The 15,830-nt window shown below is 70.8% G+C and carries 14 protein-coding genes; 7 read left to right on the forward strand and 7 right to left on the reverse strand.

The features are described from left to right. Nucleotides 1-75: 75 nt before the first annotated feature. Genes BEK98_RS25380 through BEK98_RS25390 form a run of 3 tightly spaced genes read right to left on the reverse strand, consistent with a single transcriptional unit; the run spans nucleotide 76 to nucleotide 3,597 of the window. Nucleotides 76-1,050 (reverse strand): ABC transporter permease, encoded by a 975-nt coding sequence (locus BEK98_RS25380; protein ID WP_094218980.1) that lies wholly within the window; start codon nucleotides 1,048-1,050, stop codon nucleotides 76-78. Further along, a complete protein-coding gene (locus tag BEK98_RS25385; RefSeq protein WP_094218981.1) occupies nucleotides 1,043-2,083 on the reverse strand; it encodes an ABC transporter permease in 1,041 nt (346 codons plus the stop codon). The genes BEK98_RS25380 and BEK98_RS25385 overlap by 8 nt, the downstream gene beginning before the upstream one ends. Further along, nucleotides 2,080-3,597 (reverse strand): sugar ABC transporter ATP-binding protein, encoded by a 1,518-nt coding sequence (locus tag BEK98_RS25390; protein WP_094218982.1) that lies wholly within the window; start codon nucleotides 3,595-3,597, stop codon nucleotides 2,080-2,082. Before BEK98_RS25390 ends, BEK98_RS25385 begins: the two co-directional genes overlap by 4 nt. A gap of 261 nt (nucleotides 3,598-3,858) precedes the next feature. On the opposite strand from BEK98_RS25390, the gene rhaI reads away from it, so the two are divergent. The 7 genes from rhaI (at nucleotide 3,859) to BEK98_RS25425 (ending at nucleotide 12,767) form a co-directional block, all read left to right on the forward strand. Next, nucleotides 3,859-5,019 carry an L-rhamnose isomerase gene (gene rhaI, locus BEK98_RS25395; RefSeq protein WP_094218983.1) on the forward strand — a complete coding sequence of 387 codons (1,161 nt, stop codon included), beginning with the start codon at nucleotides 3,859-3,861 and terminating at the stop codon, nucleotides 5,017-5,019. 115 nt (nucleotides 5,020-5,134) lie between these two features. After that, nucleotides 5,135-7,174: a bifunctional aldolase/short-chain dehydrogenase gene (locus tag BEK98_RS25400; protein ID WP_094218984.1), complete on the forward strand. Its 2,040-nt coding sequence runs from the start codon at nucleotides 5,135-5,137 to the stop codon at nucleotides 7,172-7,174. After that, complete coding sequence (locus tag BEK98_RS25405) at nucleotides 7,171-8,619, forward strand: rhamnulokinase (RefSeq protein ID WP_208643221.1); 1,449 nt, start codon at nucleotides 7,171-7,173, stop codon at nucleotides 8,617-8,619. Before BEK98_RS25400 ends, BEK98_RS25405 begins: the two co-directional genes overlap by 4 nt. A 72-nt stretch (nucleotides 8,620-8,691) precedes the next feature. After that, entirely contained in the window at nucleotides 8,692-9,447 is a 756-nt protein-coding gene (locus BEK98_RS25410) for a (Fe-S)-binding protein (protein ID WP_094218986.1), read from the forward strand. Next, the gene (locus BEK98_RS25415; RefSeq protein ID WP_094218987.1) at nucleotides 9,444-10,922 is read left to right on the forward strand and encodes a LutB/LldF family L-lactate oxidation iron-sulfur protein; all 1,479 of its coding nucleotides are present in this window, start codon (nucleotides 9,444-9,446) and stop codon (nucleotides 10,920-10,922) included. Before BEK98_RS25410 ends, BEK98_RS25415 begins: the two co-directional genes overlap by 4 nt. Next, the gene (locus BEK98_RS25420; protein WP_094218988.1) at nucleotides 10,919-11,548 is read left to right on the forward strand and encodes a LutC/YkgG family protein; all 630 of its coding nucleotides are present in this window, start codon (nucleotides 10,919-10,921) and stop codon (nucleotides 11,546-11,548) included. Before BEK98_RS25415 ends, BEK98_RS25420 begins: the two co-directional genes overlap by 4 nt. A 64-nt stretch (nucleotides 11,549-11,612) precedes the next feature. After that, the gene (locus BEK98_RS25425) at nucleotides 11,613-12,767 is read left to right on the forward strand and encodes a betaine/proline/choline family ABC transporter ATP-binding protein (RefSeq protein WP_094218989.1); all 1,155 of its coding nucleotides are present in this window, start codon (nucleotides 11,613-11,615) and stop codon (nucleotides 12,765-12,767) included. Between the two features lie 9 nt (nucleotides 12,768-12,776). Here BEK98_RS25425 and BEK98_RS25430 read toward each other — a convergent pair whose 3' ends face one another. The 4 genes from BEK98_RS25430 to BEK98_RS25445 all read right to left on the reverse strand — a co-directional run bounded on the left by BEK98_RS25430 (nucleotide 12,777) and on the right by BEK98_RS25445 (nucleotide 15,714). After that, nucleotides 12,777-13,718, reverse strand: a complete 942-nt coding sequence (locus BEK98_RS25430) for an ABC transporter substrate-binding protein (RefSeq protein ID WP_094218990.1) — start codon at nucleotides 13,716-13,718, stop codon at nucleotides 12,777-12,779. Continuing rightward, nucleotides 13,715-14,386, reverse strand: a complete 672-nt coding sequence (locus BEK98_RS25435) for an ABC transporter permease (protein ID WP_094219138.1) — start codon at nucleotides 14,384-14,386, stop codon at nucleotides 13,715-13,717. Before BEK98_RS25435 ends, BEK98_RS25430 begins: the two co-directional genes overlap by 4 nt. Then, nucleotides 14,383-15,063: an ABC transporter permease gene (locus BEK98_RS25440; protein WP_094218991.1), complete on the reverse strand. Its 681-nt coding sequence runs from the start codon at nucleotides 15,061-15,063 to the stop codon at nucleotides 14,383-14,385. Before BEK98_RS25440 ends, BEK98_RS25435 begins: the two co-directional genes overlap by 4 nt. A gap of 78 nt (nucleotides 15,064-15,141) precedes the next feature. After that, a complete protein-coding gene (locus BEK98_RS25445; RefSeq protein ID WP_094218992.1) occupies nucleotides 15,142-15,714 on the reverse strand; it encodes a TetR/AcrR family transcriptional regulator in 573 nt (190 codons plus the stop codon). Nucleotides 15,715-15,830: the final 116 nt, after the last annotated feature.

A 15,830-nucleotide genomic window follows, 5' to 3' on the forward strand; every position in this document is an offset into this window, starting at 1 on the left:
GGTGAGTGGAGGCGCCCCAAAGGGGCGCGGGGAACTGCGCGACCAGCCACAACCGGCCCGCAGCATTCGAACGACCTATCCAGCTGAACTGGCTGCCCTCGCGACAGAAATCTGCCGAGCAACCCGAGGCCCGAGTACGGAGATGACGAGCAGCACGCCAGTGACGACAATCTGCGACTGCGCGGAGACATTCAGCAGGCTCATCACGTTCTGCAGCGCACCGAGCAGAAACACACCGGCGATGGCGCCACCGAGCGTGCCCTTGCCCCCGTCGAAGTCGATACCACCGAGCAGCACAGCCGCGACAACGGAGAGTTCGAGACCCGTGGCGTTGTCGTACCGCGCGCTGGCGTAGTGAAGCGCCCAGAAGATGCCGGTGAGAGAGGCCATCAACCCGGTCACCGTGAAGAGGATCAACTTGTGCCTCTTGACTCGGATGCCGGCAAACCGCGCCGCCTCCTCACTCGCGCCGATCGCGAACAGCGACCGCCCGAACGGGGTTGCGTGCAGGACGACCACGGCGATGGCGAGCAGCACGAGGAATGGCAGGAAGGCCTGCGGGAGGAAGGTGTCCCCCAGACGTCCGGCCGCGAAGTCCAGGTACTGCGTGGGGAAGTCGGTCACCGCGTCGGAGCCGAGCACGATCTGGGCGATGCCCCGGTAGGCGGCGAGGGTGCCGATGGTGACGGCGAGGGAGGGCAGCCCGAGCCGGGTGACGAGGAGGCCGTTGACGAGCCCGCAGACCACGCCGAGCAACAGGCAGATCGGGATGATCGTCTCGATGGCCATGCCGTCGTTCCACAGCTTGCCCATCACCGCGCCCGACAGGCCGGCCGTGGAGGCGACCGACAGGTCGATCTCCCCCGCGACCACCAGGAGGGTCATCGGCAGGGCGATCAGCGCGATCGGCAGGGTGTTGCCGATCAGGAAGGACAGGTTGAGGGCGTTCCCGAAGCCGTCGACCGTGCCGAACGACAGCAGCAACAGGACGACGAGGAGCGCGCCGACGACCGTGTCCCAGCGGACCGCGCGTGTCAGGGACTCAGGCATGGCGGGCCTTCCTCTTCTTCAGGGCGGCGGCCACCCGCAGCGCGACGATCCGGTCGACCGCGATGGCGAGCAGCAGCAGGACGCCGTTGATGGCGAGCACCCAGACGGAGCTGACGCCGAGGGCGGGCAGCACGCTGTTGATGGAGGTGAGCAGCAGTCCGCCGAGGGCGGCGCCGTAGACGCTGCCCGAGCCGCCGGTGAAGGCGACGCCGCCGACCACGACCGCGCTGACGACGGTGAGTTCGTAGCCGTTGCCGGTGCCGGAGTCGACGTTGCCGAACCGGGCCAGGTAGAGGGCGCCGGCGAGTCCGGCGAGGGCGCCGCAGACGGTGTAGGCGGCCAGGATCCGCTTGCGGACGGGGATGCCGGCGAGGCGGGCGGCCTCCGGGTTGGAGCCGAGCGCGTACAGTTCGCGCCCGCTGCCGAAGTGTTTGAGGTAGTAGGCGGTGGCGAGGAGTACGGCGAGGGCGATCAGGGCCAGCCAGGGGATCGCCGAGAGTCCGCCGGAGCCGAAGTCCACGAATCCGCCGGGCAGATCGGCCGCGGTGATCTGCCGCGAGCCGACCCAGATCGAGTCGATGCCCCGGATGATGTACAGCGTGCCGAGGGTGACGACGAGCGCGGGCACCTGGCCGAGGCTGACGAGCAGCCCGTTGAGGAGACCGCAGCCGACGCCGAGCAGGACGGCCAGGGCGATCGCGACGACGGCGTTCCCGCCGCCGTGCAGACAGGTGCCGGCCGCGAAGGCGCTGATGCCGAGGGTGGAGCCGACGGACAGGTCGACGTTCCTCGTGATCACCACCAGGGACTGGCCGGTGGCGACCAGCACCAGGATCGTGGCGTTCAGCAGCAGGTCCTTGATGCCCTGCTCGGACAGGAACTCGCTGTTGCCCGCCTGGGTGACCGCGATCATCACCAGGAAGACGACCAGGATGGCGAGTTCGCGCATCTTGAAGACGCGGTCGACCAGCCGGGTGCCGCTGGACTTGGGCACCTCGGCGGGCGGTGCGTGATCGGGTGCGGTCACCGTCATGCGGCGGCCCTCCCGGTGGCTGCGGCCATCACGGTTTCCTCGGTGGCGTCGGAGCGGGGGATCTCGGCGGTGATCCGGCCCTCGTGCATCACCAGCACGCGGTCGGCCATGCCGAGGATCTCGGGCAGGTCGGAGGAGATCATCAGAACGGCGACCCCGTCGGCTGCCAGCTGGGACAGCAGCCGGTGGACCTCGGCCTTCGTACCGACGTCGATCCCTCGCGTCGGCTCGTCCACGATCAGTACCTTCGGGCCGGTGGCCAGCCACTTGGCGAGGACGACCTTCTGCTGGTTGCCGCCGGAGAGGGTGGAGACGGCGTCGGCGATCCGGGCGTACTTCACCTGGAGCTTCACCGCCCAGTCGAGGGAGCGGCTGCGTTCGGCGCCACGGTCCACCAGCCCGGCCTTCACCGTCGTACGGAGTCCGGTGAGGCCGATGTTGCGCTCGATGGACATGTCCATCACCAGGCCCTGGGCGCGCCGGTCCTCGGGGACCAGGGCGAGTCCGGCGGCCATCGCGGTGGAGGGTGCGCCGTTGGTGAGCCTGCGGCCGTCGACGTCGACCTCCCCCGCGTCCCAGCGGTCGACGCCGAAGACCGCGCGGGCGACCTCGGTACGACCCGCACCGACGAGTCCGGCGAGACCGACGATCTCGCCGCGCCGGACCTCGAAGGAGACGTCGGTGAAGACGCCCTCGCGGGTCAGCCGGCGCACGCTCAGGGCGACGTCGCCTGGCGTGACGTCCTGCTTGGGGTACAGCTCGTCCAGGTCGCGGCCGACCATCCGGCGGACCAGGTCGTCCTCGGTCATGCCGTCGACGGGCTCGCTGGCGATCCAGGCTCCGTCCCGCAGCGTGGTCACCCGCCGGCAGATCTGGAAGATCTCCTCCAGCCGGTGGGAGATGAACAGCACCACGGCGCCCTGTTCGCCGAGCGTGCGCACGACTCCGAAGAGCCGGGCGACCTCGCTGCCGGTCAGGGCGGCCGTCGGCTCGTCCATGATCAGGACGCGGGCGTCGAAGGAGAGGGCCTTGGCGATCTCCACGATCTGCTGGTCGGCGATCGACAGACCGCGCGCCGGTCGGTCGGGGTCGAGATCCACGCCGAGCCGCCGCATCAGGGCCGCGGTGGCCGCGTGGGTGGCCTTGTGGTCGATCCGGCCGAGGGCCCGGCGCGGCTGACGGCCCATGAAGATGTTCTCGGCGATCGACAGGTCGGGGAAGAGGGTCGGTTCCTGGTAGATCACGGCGATGCCGGCGTCGCGGGCGTCACCGGGGCCGTGGAAGGCGACGGGCTCACCGTCGAGCAGCACCTGACCGGCGTCCGGTCGGTGCACGCCGGCGAGCGTCTTGATCAGGGTCGACTTGCCCGCGCCGTTCTCACCGGCGAGGGCGTGCACCTCGCCGGGGAACAGCTCCAGGGAGACGCCCCGCAGGGCGCGTACGGCGCCGAAGGACTTGGACACGTCCCTCAGGGCCAGCACCGGGGCCGGTCCCGGGTCAGGCGGGTGGGTCATGGATGGCTCCTCGACGACGCCCGAGGCGGTCCCCATGGCGTCGTGAAAGGTTTCAACTGGATTGCCGGGACGTTAGGCATCCCGGCCATGTCACGTCAATGGGTCCGTGTCGAAAAAATTTCGATAGTCGAAGGTCACGACCGGGTCACGGGAAACAGTGTTGGTCAGAGCGCTTGACACCCCTCGGGCGGACTCATAGCTTGCCGTTCTGAATCGTTTCACATGCTCAGTCGTTCGACCGGACCCCACAGGAGCCCTCAAGTGACCGACCTCGCCGCGGTGAAGGCCGCGCTCAAGACCCAGGCCGTCGAGACGCCGTCGTGGGCGTACGGGAACTCGGGGACGCGGTTCAAGGTGTTCGCCCAGCAGGGCGTTCCACGCACTCCGCAGGAGAAGGTGGCGGACGCGGCGCAGGTGCATGCGTTCACCGGTGTCGCGCCGACGGTCGCCCTGCACATCCCCTGGGACAAGGTGGACGACTACGCGGCGCTCGCGAAGTACGCCGAGGAGCGCGGGGTGAAGTTGGGGGCGATCAACTCCAACACGTTCCAGGACGACGACTACAAGCTGGGCAGCATCTGTCATCCGGATGCGGCGGTGCGGCGCAAGGCCGTCGATCATCTGCTGGAGTGCGTCGACATCATGGACGCGACGGGCTCCGCCGATCTGAAGCTGTGGTTCGCGGACGGTACGAACTATCCCGGGCAGGACGATGTACGGGCGCGGCAGGACCGGCTGGCCGAGGGCCTCTCCGAGGTGTACGCGCGGCTGGGGGACGGGCAGCGGATGCTGCTGGAGTACAAGTTCTTCGAGCCGGCGTTCTACACGACGGATGTGCCGGACTGGGGTACGGCGTACGCGCACTGTCTGAAGCTCGGCGAGAAGGCGCAGGTCGTCGTGGACACCGGGCACCACGCGCCGGGGACCAACATCGAGTTCATCGTCGCCACGCTGCTCAGGGAGGGGAAGCTCGGGGGGTTCGACTTCAACTCGCGCTTCTATGCGGATGACGACCTGATGGTGGGGGCGGCTGATCCGTTCCAGTTGTTCCGGATCATGTACGAGGTGGTGCGTGGGGCTGGGTTCAGCTCCGAGGTCGCGTTCATGCTCGATCAGTGCCACAACATTGAGGCGAAGATTCCGGCGATCATCCGGTCGGTGATGAATGTGCAGGAAGCGACGGCGAAGGCGCTGCTTGTTGACCGGACGGCGTTGGCTTCTGCGCAGGTCTCGGGTGATGTGCTCGGTGCCAATGCGGTGCTGATGGATGCGTACAACACGGACGTGCGGCCGTTGCTTCGTGAGGTGCGGGAAGAGATGGGGTTGGATGCCGATCCCTTGGCTGCGTATGCCCGGTCCGGGTGGGCTCAGAAGATCGTCGCTGAGCGGGTTGGAGGGGAGCAGGCCGGTTGGGGCGCGTGAGCGTCTGCCGGGTTCTGTTCGTGTGCGGGCTGCAGGCCGGTTGTGGCTGGTCGCGCAGTTCCCCGCGCCCCTTGAGGAAGTCCACTCACCCTCTTTCAGATAAGGACTGAAGTTCATGGCACCGCACCCCGAAGCCGCCGCTCTCCTCGCCCGCTCCCATCGGCTCGGCGCCGATCCGCGGAACACCAACTACGCCGGCGGTAACGCGTCCGCCAAAGGCACCGACACCGATCCCGTCACCGGTGGTGACGTCGAGCTGATGTGGGTCAAGGGGTCCGGTGGTGACCTGGGGACCCTTACCGAAGCCGGGCTCGCCGTGTTGCGGCTGGATCGGCTGCGGGCGCTCGTCGACGTGTACCCCGGGGTCGAGCGCGAGGACGAGATGGTCGCCGCGTTCGACTACTGCCTGCACGGCAAGGGCGGGGCCGCTCCCTCCATCGACACCGCCATGCACGGGCTGGTCGACGCCCCGCATGTCGATCATCTGCATCCCGACTCGGGGATCGCGCTCGCCTGCGCGGCCGACGGGGAGAAGCTGACCGCCGAGTGCTTCGGGGACAGCGTGGTGTGGGTGCCGTGGCGTCGGCCCGGGTTCCAGCTGGGGCTGGACATCGCCGCGATCAAGGAGGCCAACCCGCAGGCCGTCGGGTGTGTCCTGGGCGGGCACGGCATCACTGCCTGGGGTGACACCGCCGAGGAGTGCGAGCGGAACTCGCTGCACATCATCCGCACCGCCGAGGCCTTCCTGGAGGAGAGGGGGAAGACCGAGCCCTTCGGGGCGGTGATCGAGGGGTACGAGGCGCTGCCCGAGGGCGAGCGGCGGGAGCGGGCCGCGGCCCTCGCGCCGTATGTGCGGGCCATCGCCTCGCAGGACAGGCCGCAGGTGGGGCACTTCGACGACGCCGAGGTCGTCCTGGACTTCCTGGCTCGGGAGCAGCATCCGCGGCTCGCCGCGCTCGGTACCTCGTGCCCGGATCACTTCCTTCGGACCAAGGTACGGCCGCTCGTGCTCGACCTGCCGCCGAGCGCTCCCCTCGAAGACGCGATCAGCCGGCTGAAGGAGCTGCACGCCTCCTACCGTGAGGAGTACGCCGCCTACTACCGGCGGCACGCCCTGCCCGACTCCCCCGCCATGCGCGGCGCCGACCCGGCGATCGTGCTCGTCCCCGGCGTCGGCATGTTCTCCTTCGGCAAGGACAAGCAGACCGCTCGCGTGGCCGGTGAGTTCTACGTCAACGCGATCAACGTGATGCGCGGGGCCGAGGCCGTGTCCACGTATGCGCCGATCGAGGAGTCGGAGAAGTTCCGCATCGAGTACTGGGCCCTCGAGGAGGCCAAGCTCCAGCGGATGCCCAGGCCGAAGCCGCTGGCCACCCGGGTGGCCCTCGTGACGGGGGCGGGCAGCGGGATCGGTAAGGCGATCGCGCACCGGCTGGTCGCGGAGGGGGCGTGTGTCGTCGTCGCGGATCTCGACGCGGAGAACGCCGCCGCCGTCGCCGAGGAACTGGGTGGTCCTGACAAGGCCGTCCCCGTGCCCGTGGACGTGACGGACGAGGAGCAGATCGCCGGGGCCTTCAAGGCGGCGCTGCTGGCCTTCGGTGGCGTCGACCTCGTGGTGAACAACGCCGGCATCTCCATCTCCAAGCCGCTGCTGGAGACTTCGGCCAGGGACTGGGACCTCCAGCACGACATCATGGCCCGCGGGTCGTTCCTGGTGTCGCGGGAGGCCGCCCGCGTGATGATCGCCCAGGGGCTGGGCGGTGACATCGTCTACATCGCGTCGAAGAACGCCGTCTTCGCCGGGCCGAACAACATCGCGTACTCCGCGACCAAGGCGGACCAGGCCCATCAGGTGCGGCTGCTGGCGGCCGAGTTGGGCGAGCACGGGATCCGGGTGAACGGGGTCAATCCGGACGGTGTGGTGCGGGGGTCCGGGATCTTCGCGGGCGGCTGGGGTGCTCAGCGGGCCGCCGTGTACGGGGTGCCGGAGGAGAAGCTGGGCGAGTTCTACGCCCAGCGGACCATCCTGAAGCGGGAGGTGCTGCCGGAGCATGTGGCGAACGCGGTGTTCGCGCTCACCGGCGGGGAACTCACGCACACCACGGGGCTGCACGTCCCGGTCGACGCGGGTGTCGCGGCCGCGTTCCTTCGATGAGCGCGGACGTGAAGTCGTACGCCGCCATCGATCTGGGCGCGTCCAGCGGGCGCGTGATGGTCGGGCGGGTCGGGCACGACGCGCTGGAGCTGACCGAGGCACACCGGTTCCCGAACCGGCCGGTCAGGGTGCCGGAGGGGCTGCGCTGGGACGTGCTCGCGCTGTACGCCGGTGTGCTGGACGGGCTGCGGGCCACCGGCCAGGTCGACTCCGTCGGCATCGACAGCTGGGCCGTGGACTACGGCCTGCTGGACGCCGACGGGGCCCTGCTGGGCAACCCGGTGCACTACCGCGACGCCCGCACCGAGGGCGTCGCGGAGAAGGTGTGGGCGAGCGTGCCCGCCGCCGAGCTGTACGCGGCCACCGGGTTGCAGTACGCCCCCTTCAACACCCTGTACCAGTTGGCGGCCGCCCGCTCCAGCGCCCAGTTCGCCCACGCCGGGCGGCTGTTGCTCATTCCCGATCTGCTGACGTACTGGCTGACGGGCGAACAGGGCACCGAGCTGACCAACGCCTCCACGACCCAGCTGATCGATCCCCGGACGCGCGCGTGGTCGTACGACGTCGCCGAGCGGCTGGGGATCGACCTCGGGCTGTTCGCGCCGCTGCGGCAGCCGGGTGATCCGGCGGGCGTGCTGCGGGCGGAGGTACTGGAGGAGACGGGGCTCACGGGCCCGGTGCCGGTGACGGCCGTCGGGTCGCACGACACCGCTTCGGCGGTGGCCGCGGTACCGGCCACCGGTGAGCGCTTCGCCTACATCTGCACCGGCACCTGGTCCCTGGCCGGCCTGGAGCTGGACGCGCCGGTGCTCACCGAGGAGAGCCGGGCCGCGAACTTCACCAACGAGCTGGGGCTGGACGGCACGGTCCGCTACCTGCGCAACATCATGGGGCTGTGGCTGCTCCAGGAGTGCGTACGGGCCTGGGGCGAGCCCGATCTGGGGCTGCTGCTGCGCGAGGCCGCCGGGGTGCCGACGCTGCGGTCGGTCGTCGACGCGGGGGACGAGGCGTTCCTGGCTCCGGGGCGGATGCCGGAGCGGATCGCCGAGGCGTGCCGGGCCTCGGGGCAGCCGGTGCCCCGGACGCGGGCCGAGATCACCCGGTGCATCCTCGACTCGCTGGCCCTCGCGCACCGGCGGGCCGTCGAGGACGCCCAGCGGCTGGCCGACCATCCGGTGGACGTCGTGTACATCGTCGGCGGCGGAACGCGTAACGCGCTGCTGTGCCAGCTGACGGCCGACGCGTGCGGGCTGCCGGTGGTGGCGGGCGCCACGGAGGCGGCCGCGCTCGGCAACGTCCTCGTACAGGCCCGCACCCATGGGCTGGTCGGCGACCTCGCCGGGATGCGCCGGCTGCTGACCCGTACCCAGCCGCTGACCCGGTACGCGCCCCGGGGCGACACGGCGCGCTGGCGGGAGGCCCAGGCCCGGCTCGCCACGCGGTGAGCCGCCCTCTCCCCCGGGGCGTGTCCGCCCATTACCCTGCACTCGTCCGATGACCGACTTCGAGGAGCCGCGATGCGTGTCGCCCTGTTCCTGACCTGTGTCAACGACACGCTCTATCCGGACACCGGCCGAGCCGTGGTGAAACTGCTGACCAGGCTGGGTGTCGAGGTCGACTTCCCGATGGCGCAGACGTGTTGCGGGCAGGCGCACTACAACACCGGCTACCGGCATGAGGCGGAGCCCCTGGCCCGGCATTTCTCCGATGTCTTCGGGGAGTACGAGGCCATCGTGACCCCATCCGGATCGTGCGGGGCGATGGTGCGGGAGCTGTATCCGCGGATGGGTGAGCGCGCGCGGGCCGAGGGACGCGGGGACACCCTCGCCCGGACGCTGGCGCCGGTGGTGCCGAAGACGTACGAGCTGACGGAGTTCCTGGTGGACGTGCTGGGCGTGACGGACGTGGGCGCCTCCTACCCGCACAAGGTGACCTACCACCCGACCTGCCACGGCCTGCGCGGCCTCGGGCTCGGCGACCGGCCGCGGCGGCTGCTGCAGGCGGTCAGGGGGCTGGAGTTGGTCGAGCTGCCGGGGGCCGAGGAGTGCTGCGGGTTCGGCGGGACCTTCGCGCTGAAGAACGCCGAGGTCTCGGCGGCGATGGGCGCCGACAAGGTCCGCAACGCCGAGTCGACCGGCGCCGAGGTGCTGTGCGCGGCCGACAACTCCTGTCTGATGCACATCGGCGGGACGATGAGCCGGCTGCGCACGGGCCTGCGGCCGGTGCACATCGCCGAGATCCTGGCGAGCACGGAGGAGGAGCCGACGGTATGAGCGGGACGTTCGTAGGAATGCCGGCCTTTCCCAAGGCCGCGCACGAGGCCGTGCGGAATGAGACCCTGCGCGGCAATCTCCGGCACGCCACGCACACCATCCGCGCCAAACGGGCCAAGGCGGTCGCCGAGTTGTCCGACTGGGCGGAGCTGAGGGAGGCGGGCCGGCGCATCAAGGACCACACCCTGCGCCATCTGGACCGCTATCTGGTGCAGTTGGAGGAGGCGGTCACGGCCGCCGGGGGTACGGTCCACTGGGCGGCGGACGCCGACGAGGCCAACCGGATCGTCGCCGACCTCGTCAGGGCGACCGGTGAGTCGGAGGTCGTCAAGGTCAAGTCGATGGCCACGCAGGAGATCGGGCTCAACGAGGCGCTGGAGGCGGAGGGCATCCGGGCCTACGAGACCGATCTCGCCGAGCTGATCGTGCAGTTGGGCAGGGACCGGCCCTCGCACATCCTGGTCCCGGCCATCCACCGCAACCGGGGCGAGATCCGGGACATCTTCCGCACCGAGATGGGCGAGTGGGGCCGTCCCGCCCCCGAGGGCCTCACCGACACGCCCGCCGAACTCGCCGAGGCGGCCCGGCTGCATCTGCGGGAGAAGTTCCTGCGGGCCAAGGTCGGTATCTCCGGCGCCAACTTCATGGTCGCCGAGACCGGGACGCTGGTGGTCGTGGAGTCCGAGGGCAACGGCCGGATGTGCCTCACCCTGCCCGAGACACTGATCTCGGTGGTCGGCATCGAGAAGATCGTGCCCACCTGGCGGGACCTGGAGGTCTTCCTGCAGACGCTGCCCCGCTCCTCCACGGCCGAGCGCATGAACCCGTACACGAGCATGTGGACGGGCACCACGGACGAGGACGGTCCGCGGACCTTCCACCTGGTTCTCCTGGACAACGGCCGCACCGACACCCTCGCCGACGAGGTCGGCCGCCAGGCCCTGCGCTGCATCCGCTGCTCGGCGTGTCTCAACGTCTGCCCGGTGTACGAGCGTGCGGGCGGGCACGCCTACGGCTCGGTCTACCCCGGACCGATCGGAGCCATCCTCAGCCCCCAACTCCGGGGCACCGCAAGCGAGATCGACGCCTCGCTGCCGTACGCCTCGTCGCTGTGCGGTGCCTGCTACGAGGTCTGCCCGGTCGCGATCGACATCCCCGAGGTGCTGGTGCATCTGCGGGAGCGGGTCGTGGAGGGCGGTCCGGCGGTCCGGGAGGGCAACAAGGTGGTGCTGAAGCCCGCCAAGGGGCATGCCGCCGAGCGCGCGGCCATGCGGGCGGCCCGCTGGGCGTTCGCGCACCCGGGCGCGTTGCGCGCGGGACAGCGGCTCGCCTCCCGCACCCGCCGGCTGCACCCGCGTACCCTGCCGGGCCCGGGCAAGGCATGGAGCGGGACCCGGGACCTGCCCCCGGTGCCCGCGGAACCCTTCCGCGACTGGTGGCAGCGCACGCACGGCGGAAAGGACGGTGCCAAGTGAGCAGCAGGGAACGGATCCTGGGCCGGGTGCGGCGCGCGCTCGCGGACGTGACGCCGGATGAACAGGTCATCCAGCGCGACTATCTGAGGGAGCACGGCGACCGGACTGTCGAGCAGACCGTGGAGCTGCTGGCCGAGAACCTGGCGGACTACCGGGCGCTCGTGCACCGCTGCACCGAGGACGAACTCCCGTCCCTGATCGCCCGGTTGCTCACGGACCGGAAGGCGGGCTCGGTGCTGGTGCCGCCCGGGCTGGCGGAGGGCTGGCTCGCGGAGGCGGACGTCACGCGGGTCGCCGACCGGGCCGACAGCACTCCGCACGAGCTGGACCGCGTGGACAGTGTGGTCACGGCGTGTGCGGTGGCGATCGCCGAGACCGGCACGATCGTCCTGGACGGCGGCCCCGACCAGGGCCGGCGCCGGATCAGCCTCGTCCCCGACCACCACATCTGCGTGGTGCGGGTGCCCGACCAGGTGGTCTCCGCGGTCCCGCAGGCCCTCGAACGCCTCTCCCCCACCCGCCCGTTGACCTGGATCTCCGGCCCTTCGGCCACGAGTGACATCGAGCTGGACCGGGTGGAGGGCGTGCACGGCCCGCGCACCCTGGAGGTGGTCCTGCTCGGCTGAACGGGGTTCACCTGCCGGACCGCGCCGCCGGGCACCGCGCGAGCGGTCCCGTTAGCGTGAGGGAATGATCCGGTTCGAGCAGGTCACCAAGCGGTATCCGGACGGTACGACCGCCGTGGACGGCCTCTCCTTCGAGGTGTCCGAGGGGGAACTCGTCACCCTCGTGGGTCCCTCGGGCTGCGGCAAGACGACGACCATGATGATGGTGAACCGGCTCATCGAGCCGACCTCCGGCCGGATCTTCGTCAACGGCGAGGACATCGCGCAGGCCGATCCGGTGCGGCTGCGCCGCCGGATCGGCTACGTCATCCAGCAGGTGGGCCTGTTCCCCCACCGCACGGTGCTGGACAACACGGCGACCGTGCCGGCGCTGCTCGGCTGGAAGCGGGCGAAGGCGCGGGCCCGGGCCGCCGAGCTGCTCGATCTGGTGGGCCTCGACCCGAAGACGTACGGGCCGCGCTACCCGGAACAGCTCTCGGGCGGCCAGCGGCAGCGGGTGGGCGTGGCCCGGGCGCTCGCGGCGGATCCGCCGGTACTGCTGATGGACGAGCCGTTCGGGGCGGTCGACCCGGTGGTGCGGGAGCAGTTGCAGGACGAGTTCCTGCGGATGCAGGCCGCGGTGCGCAAGACGGTGCTGCTGGTCACGCACGACATCGAGGAGGCTGTCCGGCTCGGTGACCGTATCGCCGTGTACGGGCAGGGGCGCATCGAGCAGTTCGACACACCGGGGGCGGTGCTCGGTTCGCCCGCGACACCGTACGTCGCCGGGTTCGTGGGCGCCGACCGGGGGCTGAAGCGGCTGTCGGTCACCGAGATCGAACCGGACGATCTCGAACAGCCGCCGGTTGCCCGGCCGGCCGAGCCCGCCGAGCGTGCCGTGGAGCGGCTGCGGACCGAGGGTGCCCGGTGGGCGGTGGTCCTCGACCCGCACGGCGATCTGCACGGCTGGGTCGGCATCGACGATCTGGCCGCCGGCGGCACGGTCGGGGACCTCGCGCACCGGATGACGGCCTGGGTGCCGGTGGGTGCCCCGCTGAAGCAGGCGTTCGGGGTGATGCTCCAGTACGACGCCGGGTGGGTCGCCGTGCTGGACGGGGCGCGTTTCCTGGGCGTGCTGACCCCGGCGAAGCTGCACGAGGCGCTGCGCCGCTCGGTGGACGCGGACGCGCGGGGTGTCGCGCGGGGGCAGGTGCCGTTCGACTCGGTCTCGGACGCCTGAGGCGAGCCGTCACTTCAGCAGGCCCTTGTCCTTCAGGTAGGTCCGGGCGACGTCGGCGGGCAGCCGGCGCCAGCTGTCGACCTGCCGGTTCATGTCGGCGAGGTCCGCCGTGGTGAGGACGTCGTTGAGCCTGCCCAGCGCCCTCGCCACGCGCGCACTTCCCGCGCGGGAACGGTTGACGACCGGGACGACGTAGTCGGCGTTCTGCAGGTGCTTGTCGTCGGCGAGCAGGACCAGTCCGAACTGGTCGAGGGTGGCGTCCGTGGTGGTGGTCAGCACCATCTGGTCGCGGCCCTCCTGCACGGCCCGCTTGGCCTGGGTGGTGCCGACGCCCTTGGGGTCGATCCCGGTGATGTCGATGCCGTAGACCTTCTTCAACCCCGGTTCGCAGTACGGCCGCTGCACGCACTCGTCGCCGGCGGCGAGCCGTACCTTCAGTTTCGAGGCGCCGAGGTCGCTGAGGGTCTTGAGGTGGTGCTGCCGGGCGTATGCGGCGGTCACCGCGAAGGCGTTCTGGTCCACCGCGCGGCCGGGCGGGAGCACCGTGAGTCCGCGGGGTGTTGCCAGCTCCCGCAGGGCCTTCATCGTGGCTTCGAGGTCGGGTGAGCCGACCGGGGGCGCGTCGGCGCCGTGGGTCTTGGCGTTCAGCCAGTCGGCGAGGGTGGCCGCGTACTCGGGGACGACGTCGATCTGGCCGGACTCCAGGGCCGGTTCGTACAGCTCCCGGTTGGCGACCGTGAGGAGGGACGTCCTGTAGCCGGCCTGGTTCAGCAGCTGCGCGTACATCTGGGCGAGCAGGTCGCTCTCGGTGAAGCCGGCCGAACCGATGGTCAGGTGGTGGCTGTCACCGGGCGATGCGGTGACCTCGCCGCGGTTCTCCAGGGAGGGGCCGGTGGAGCAGGCGGTCAGGGCGAGGAGCCCGGCCGCCGTCACCGCGGCACGGCCCCTCATCGGCCGCCCCTGGCCCTGGCCGGTGCCAGGCGTTCGCCGACCTCGAAGACGGCCTCGACGATCAGTGCGAACACGGCGACGAGGAGGGCCCCGGCCACCACCTGGGGCGTGCTGGCCAGGTTGAACCCGGCGGTGATGATCCGGCCGAGCCCGCCGCCGCCCGCGAGCGCGGCGATGGTGGCGGTGGCGACGAGCTGGACGGCGGCGATCCGCACCCCGGTGAGGACCAGGGGGAGCGAAAGGGGCAGTTCCACGTGAAACAGCATCTGTCGCCCGGTCATGCCCATGCCCTGCGCCGCCTGTACGACGCTCCGGTCGACCTCGCGCATGCCGACATAGGCGTTGGTGAGCAGGGGCGGTACGGCGAACAGCACCAGGGCGACCACGGTCGGCCCCTCGCCCCACTTCCCGACCGGGGTCAGCAGGAGCAGGACCAGCACGGCGAAGGTGGGGACGGCCCGGCCGACGTTGGAGATGTTGACGGCGAGCGCGCCGCCCTTGCCGAGGTGGCCGAGGACCAGCGCGACCGGCAGCGCGATCAGGCAGCTGATGACCAGGCAGACGACGGTGAGCACCAGGTGCTGGAGCAGCCGGCGCCAGACGCCGTCGCCGCCCGACCAGTGCGCGGGGTCGGTCAGCCAGTCCCAGGTGGCGCCGAGGGTGTTCATCCGCGGGCCGCCCGCGCCCACGGGGTGATCAGCCACTGCACGCCGAGCAGGAGGACGTCGGCGGCGACGGCGATCAGTACGCACAGCACGGACGCGGTGAGCACCTGGGCCTTGAAGTAGGTGTTCATGCCCGCGTAGATCAGGTTTCCGAGGCCGCCGAAGCCGACGATCGCGCCGACCGTGACCAGGGAGACCGCCGAGACGGTCGCGATGCGCAGCCCGGCCATCGCGGCGGGCAGGGCCAGGGGCAGTTCGACGGTGAGCAGCAGCCGGATCGGGCCGTAGCCGAGGCCGCGTGCCGCCTGCCGGGTCTCCTGGGGGACCGCGCGCAGCCCGGCGAGGATGTTCCGCACCAGCAGGGTGAGCGAGTAGAGCACCAGTCCCGCGACGACCAGGCCGGCGGAGAGGCCGTAGAGGGGCAGGAGCAGGGAGAACATCGCCAGGGAGGGGATGGTGTAGAGGATCGTCGTCACGCCGAGGACCGGACCGGCCGCCAGGGTCCAGCGGCGGGCCAGCACCGCGAGCGGCAGGGCGATGGCGAGCCCGATGAGGACCGACACGGACGTCAGCTGGAGGTGCTGGACGACCGCGTCGAGGAGGATCTGGCGGCGGGTGCTCAGATAGGCGCCGCAGATCCACTCGTTGCGCGCGAGGCAGTCGTCCGGGGGCGCGGTCACGAGTCCATTGCACCGGGCGGGCGAGCGGCGCGGCGCGTTGTGGTGGCCCGTACGGGGGCGCGGGCCTTCGGGTGTGGGCTACCGCACTCCGGCCGCGTCCAGCAGTGCCGTCACCGTCGCCGTGGCGAGCCCGTCATCCAGGCGTTCCACGCGGGCTCCGGCACGGGCGCTGGCGCCGTCGAAGACCAGCATGAGCTGGCGGGCGAGCAGCTCGGGGTCCCGGGCGCCGCCCCGTTCGGCCTGGGTGCGGAAGGTGTCCTGCAGGCGCTCCTTGACCCGGCGGGCGACCTCGCTGGCCGGGTGGTCCGGGTTCTTCAGCTCGACCAGCACGGCCAGATACGGGCAGCCGCGGTACTCGGGGTCGGTGGAGGCCTTCTCCACCCTTTCGAAGACGTGCAGGATGCGCTCGCGCGGCGTCCCGGCCGCCGGGTCCGCGGGCTTGAGCTGGGCCTCGTACCAGGGCAGACGCCGCTCCAGGCTCGCGGCCAGCATCTCGTCCTTGCTGTCGAAGAGCTGGTACATCGACCGCTTCGAGACGCCCGCCGTACGGCACAGCGCCTCGACGCCGATGGAGACGCCGTCGCGGTAGAAGAGCTGGGCGGCCGCGTCGAGCAGCCGGTCTCGGGGGGACGCCTTGTCCGTGGTGGCCATAAGGCGAGGTTACCTCGTCCGAGATGAATGGAAAACGATCGGTGTACGCACCCTCGGTCGCCGGAGACTTTCCGTGACAGGAGGGTGAACAAGCGCTTAGATAGTGAGCGGACGTT

It is taken from the genome of Streptomyces diastatochromogenes (assembly GCF_002242805.1).
Classification (GTDB): Bacteria; Actinomycetota; Actinomycetes; order Streptomycetales; family Streptomycetaceae; genus Streptomyces; species Streptomyces diastatochromogenes.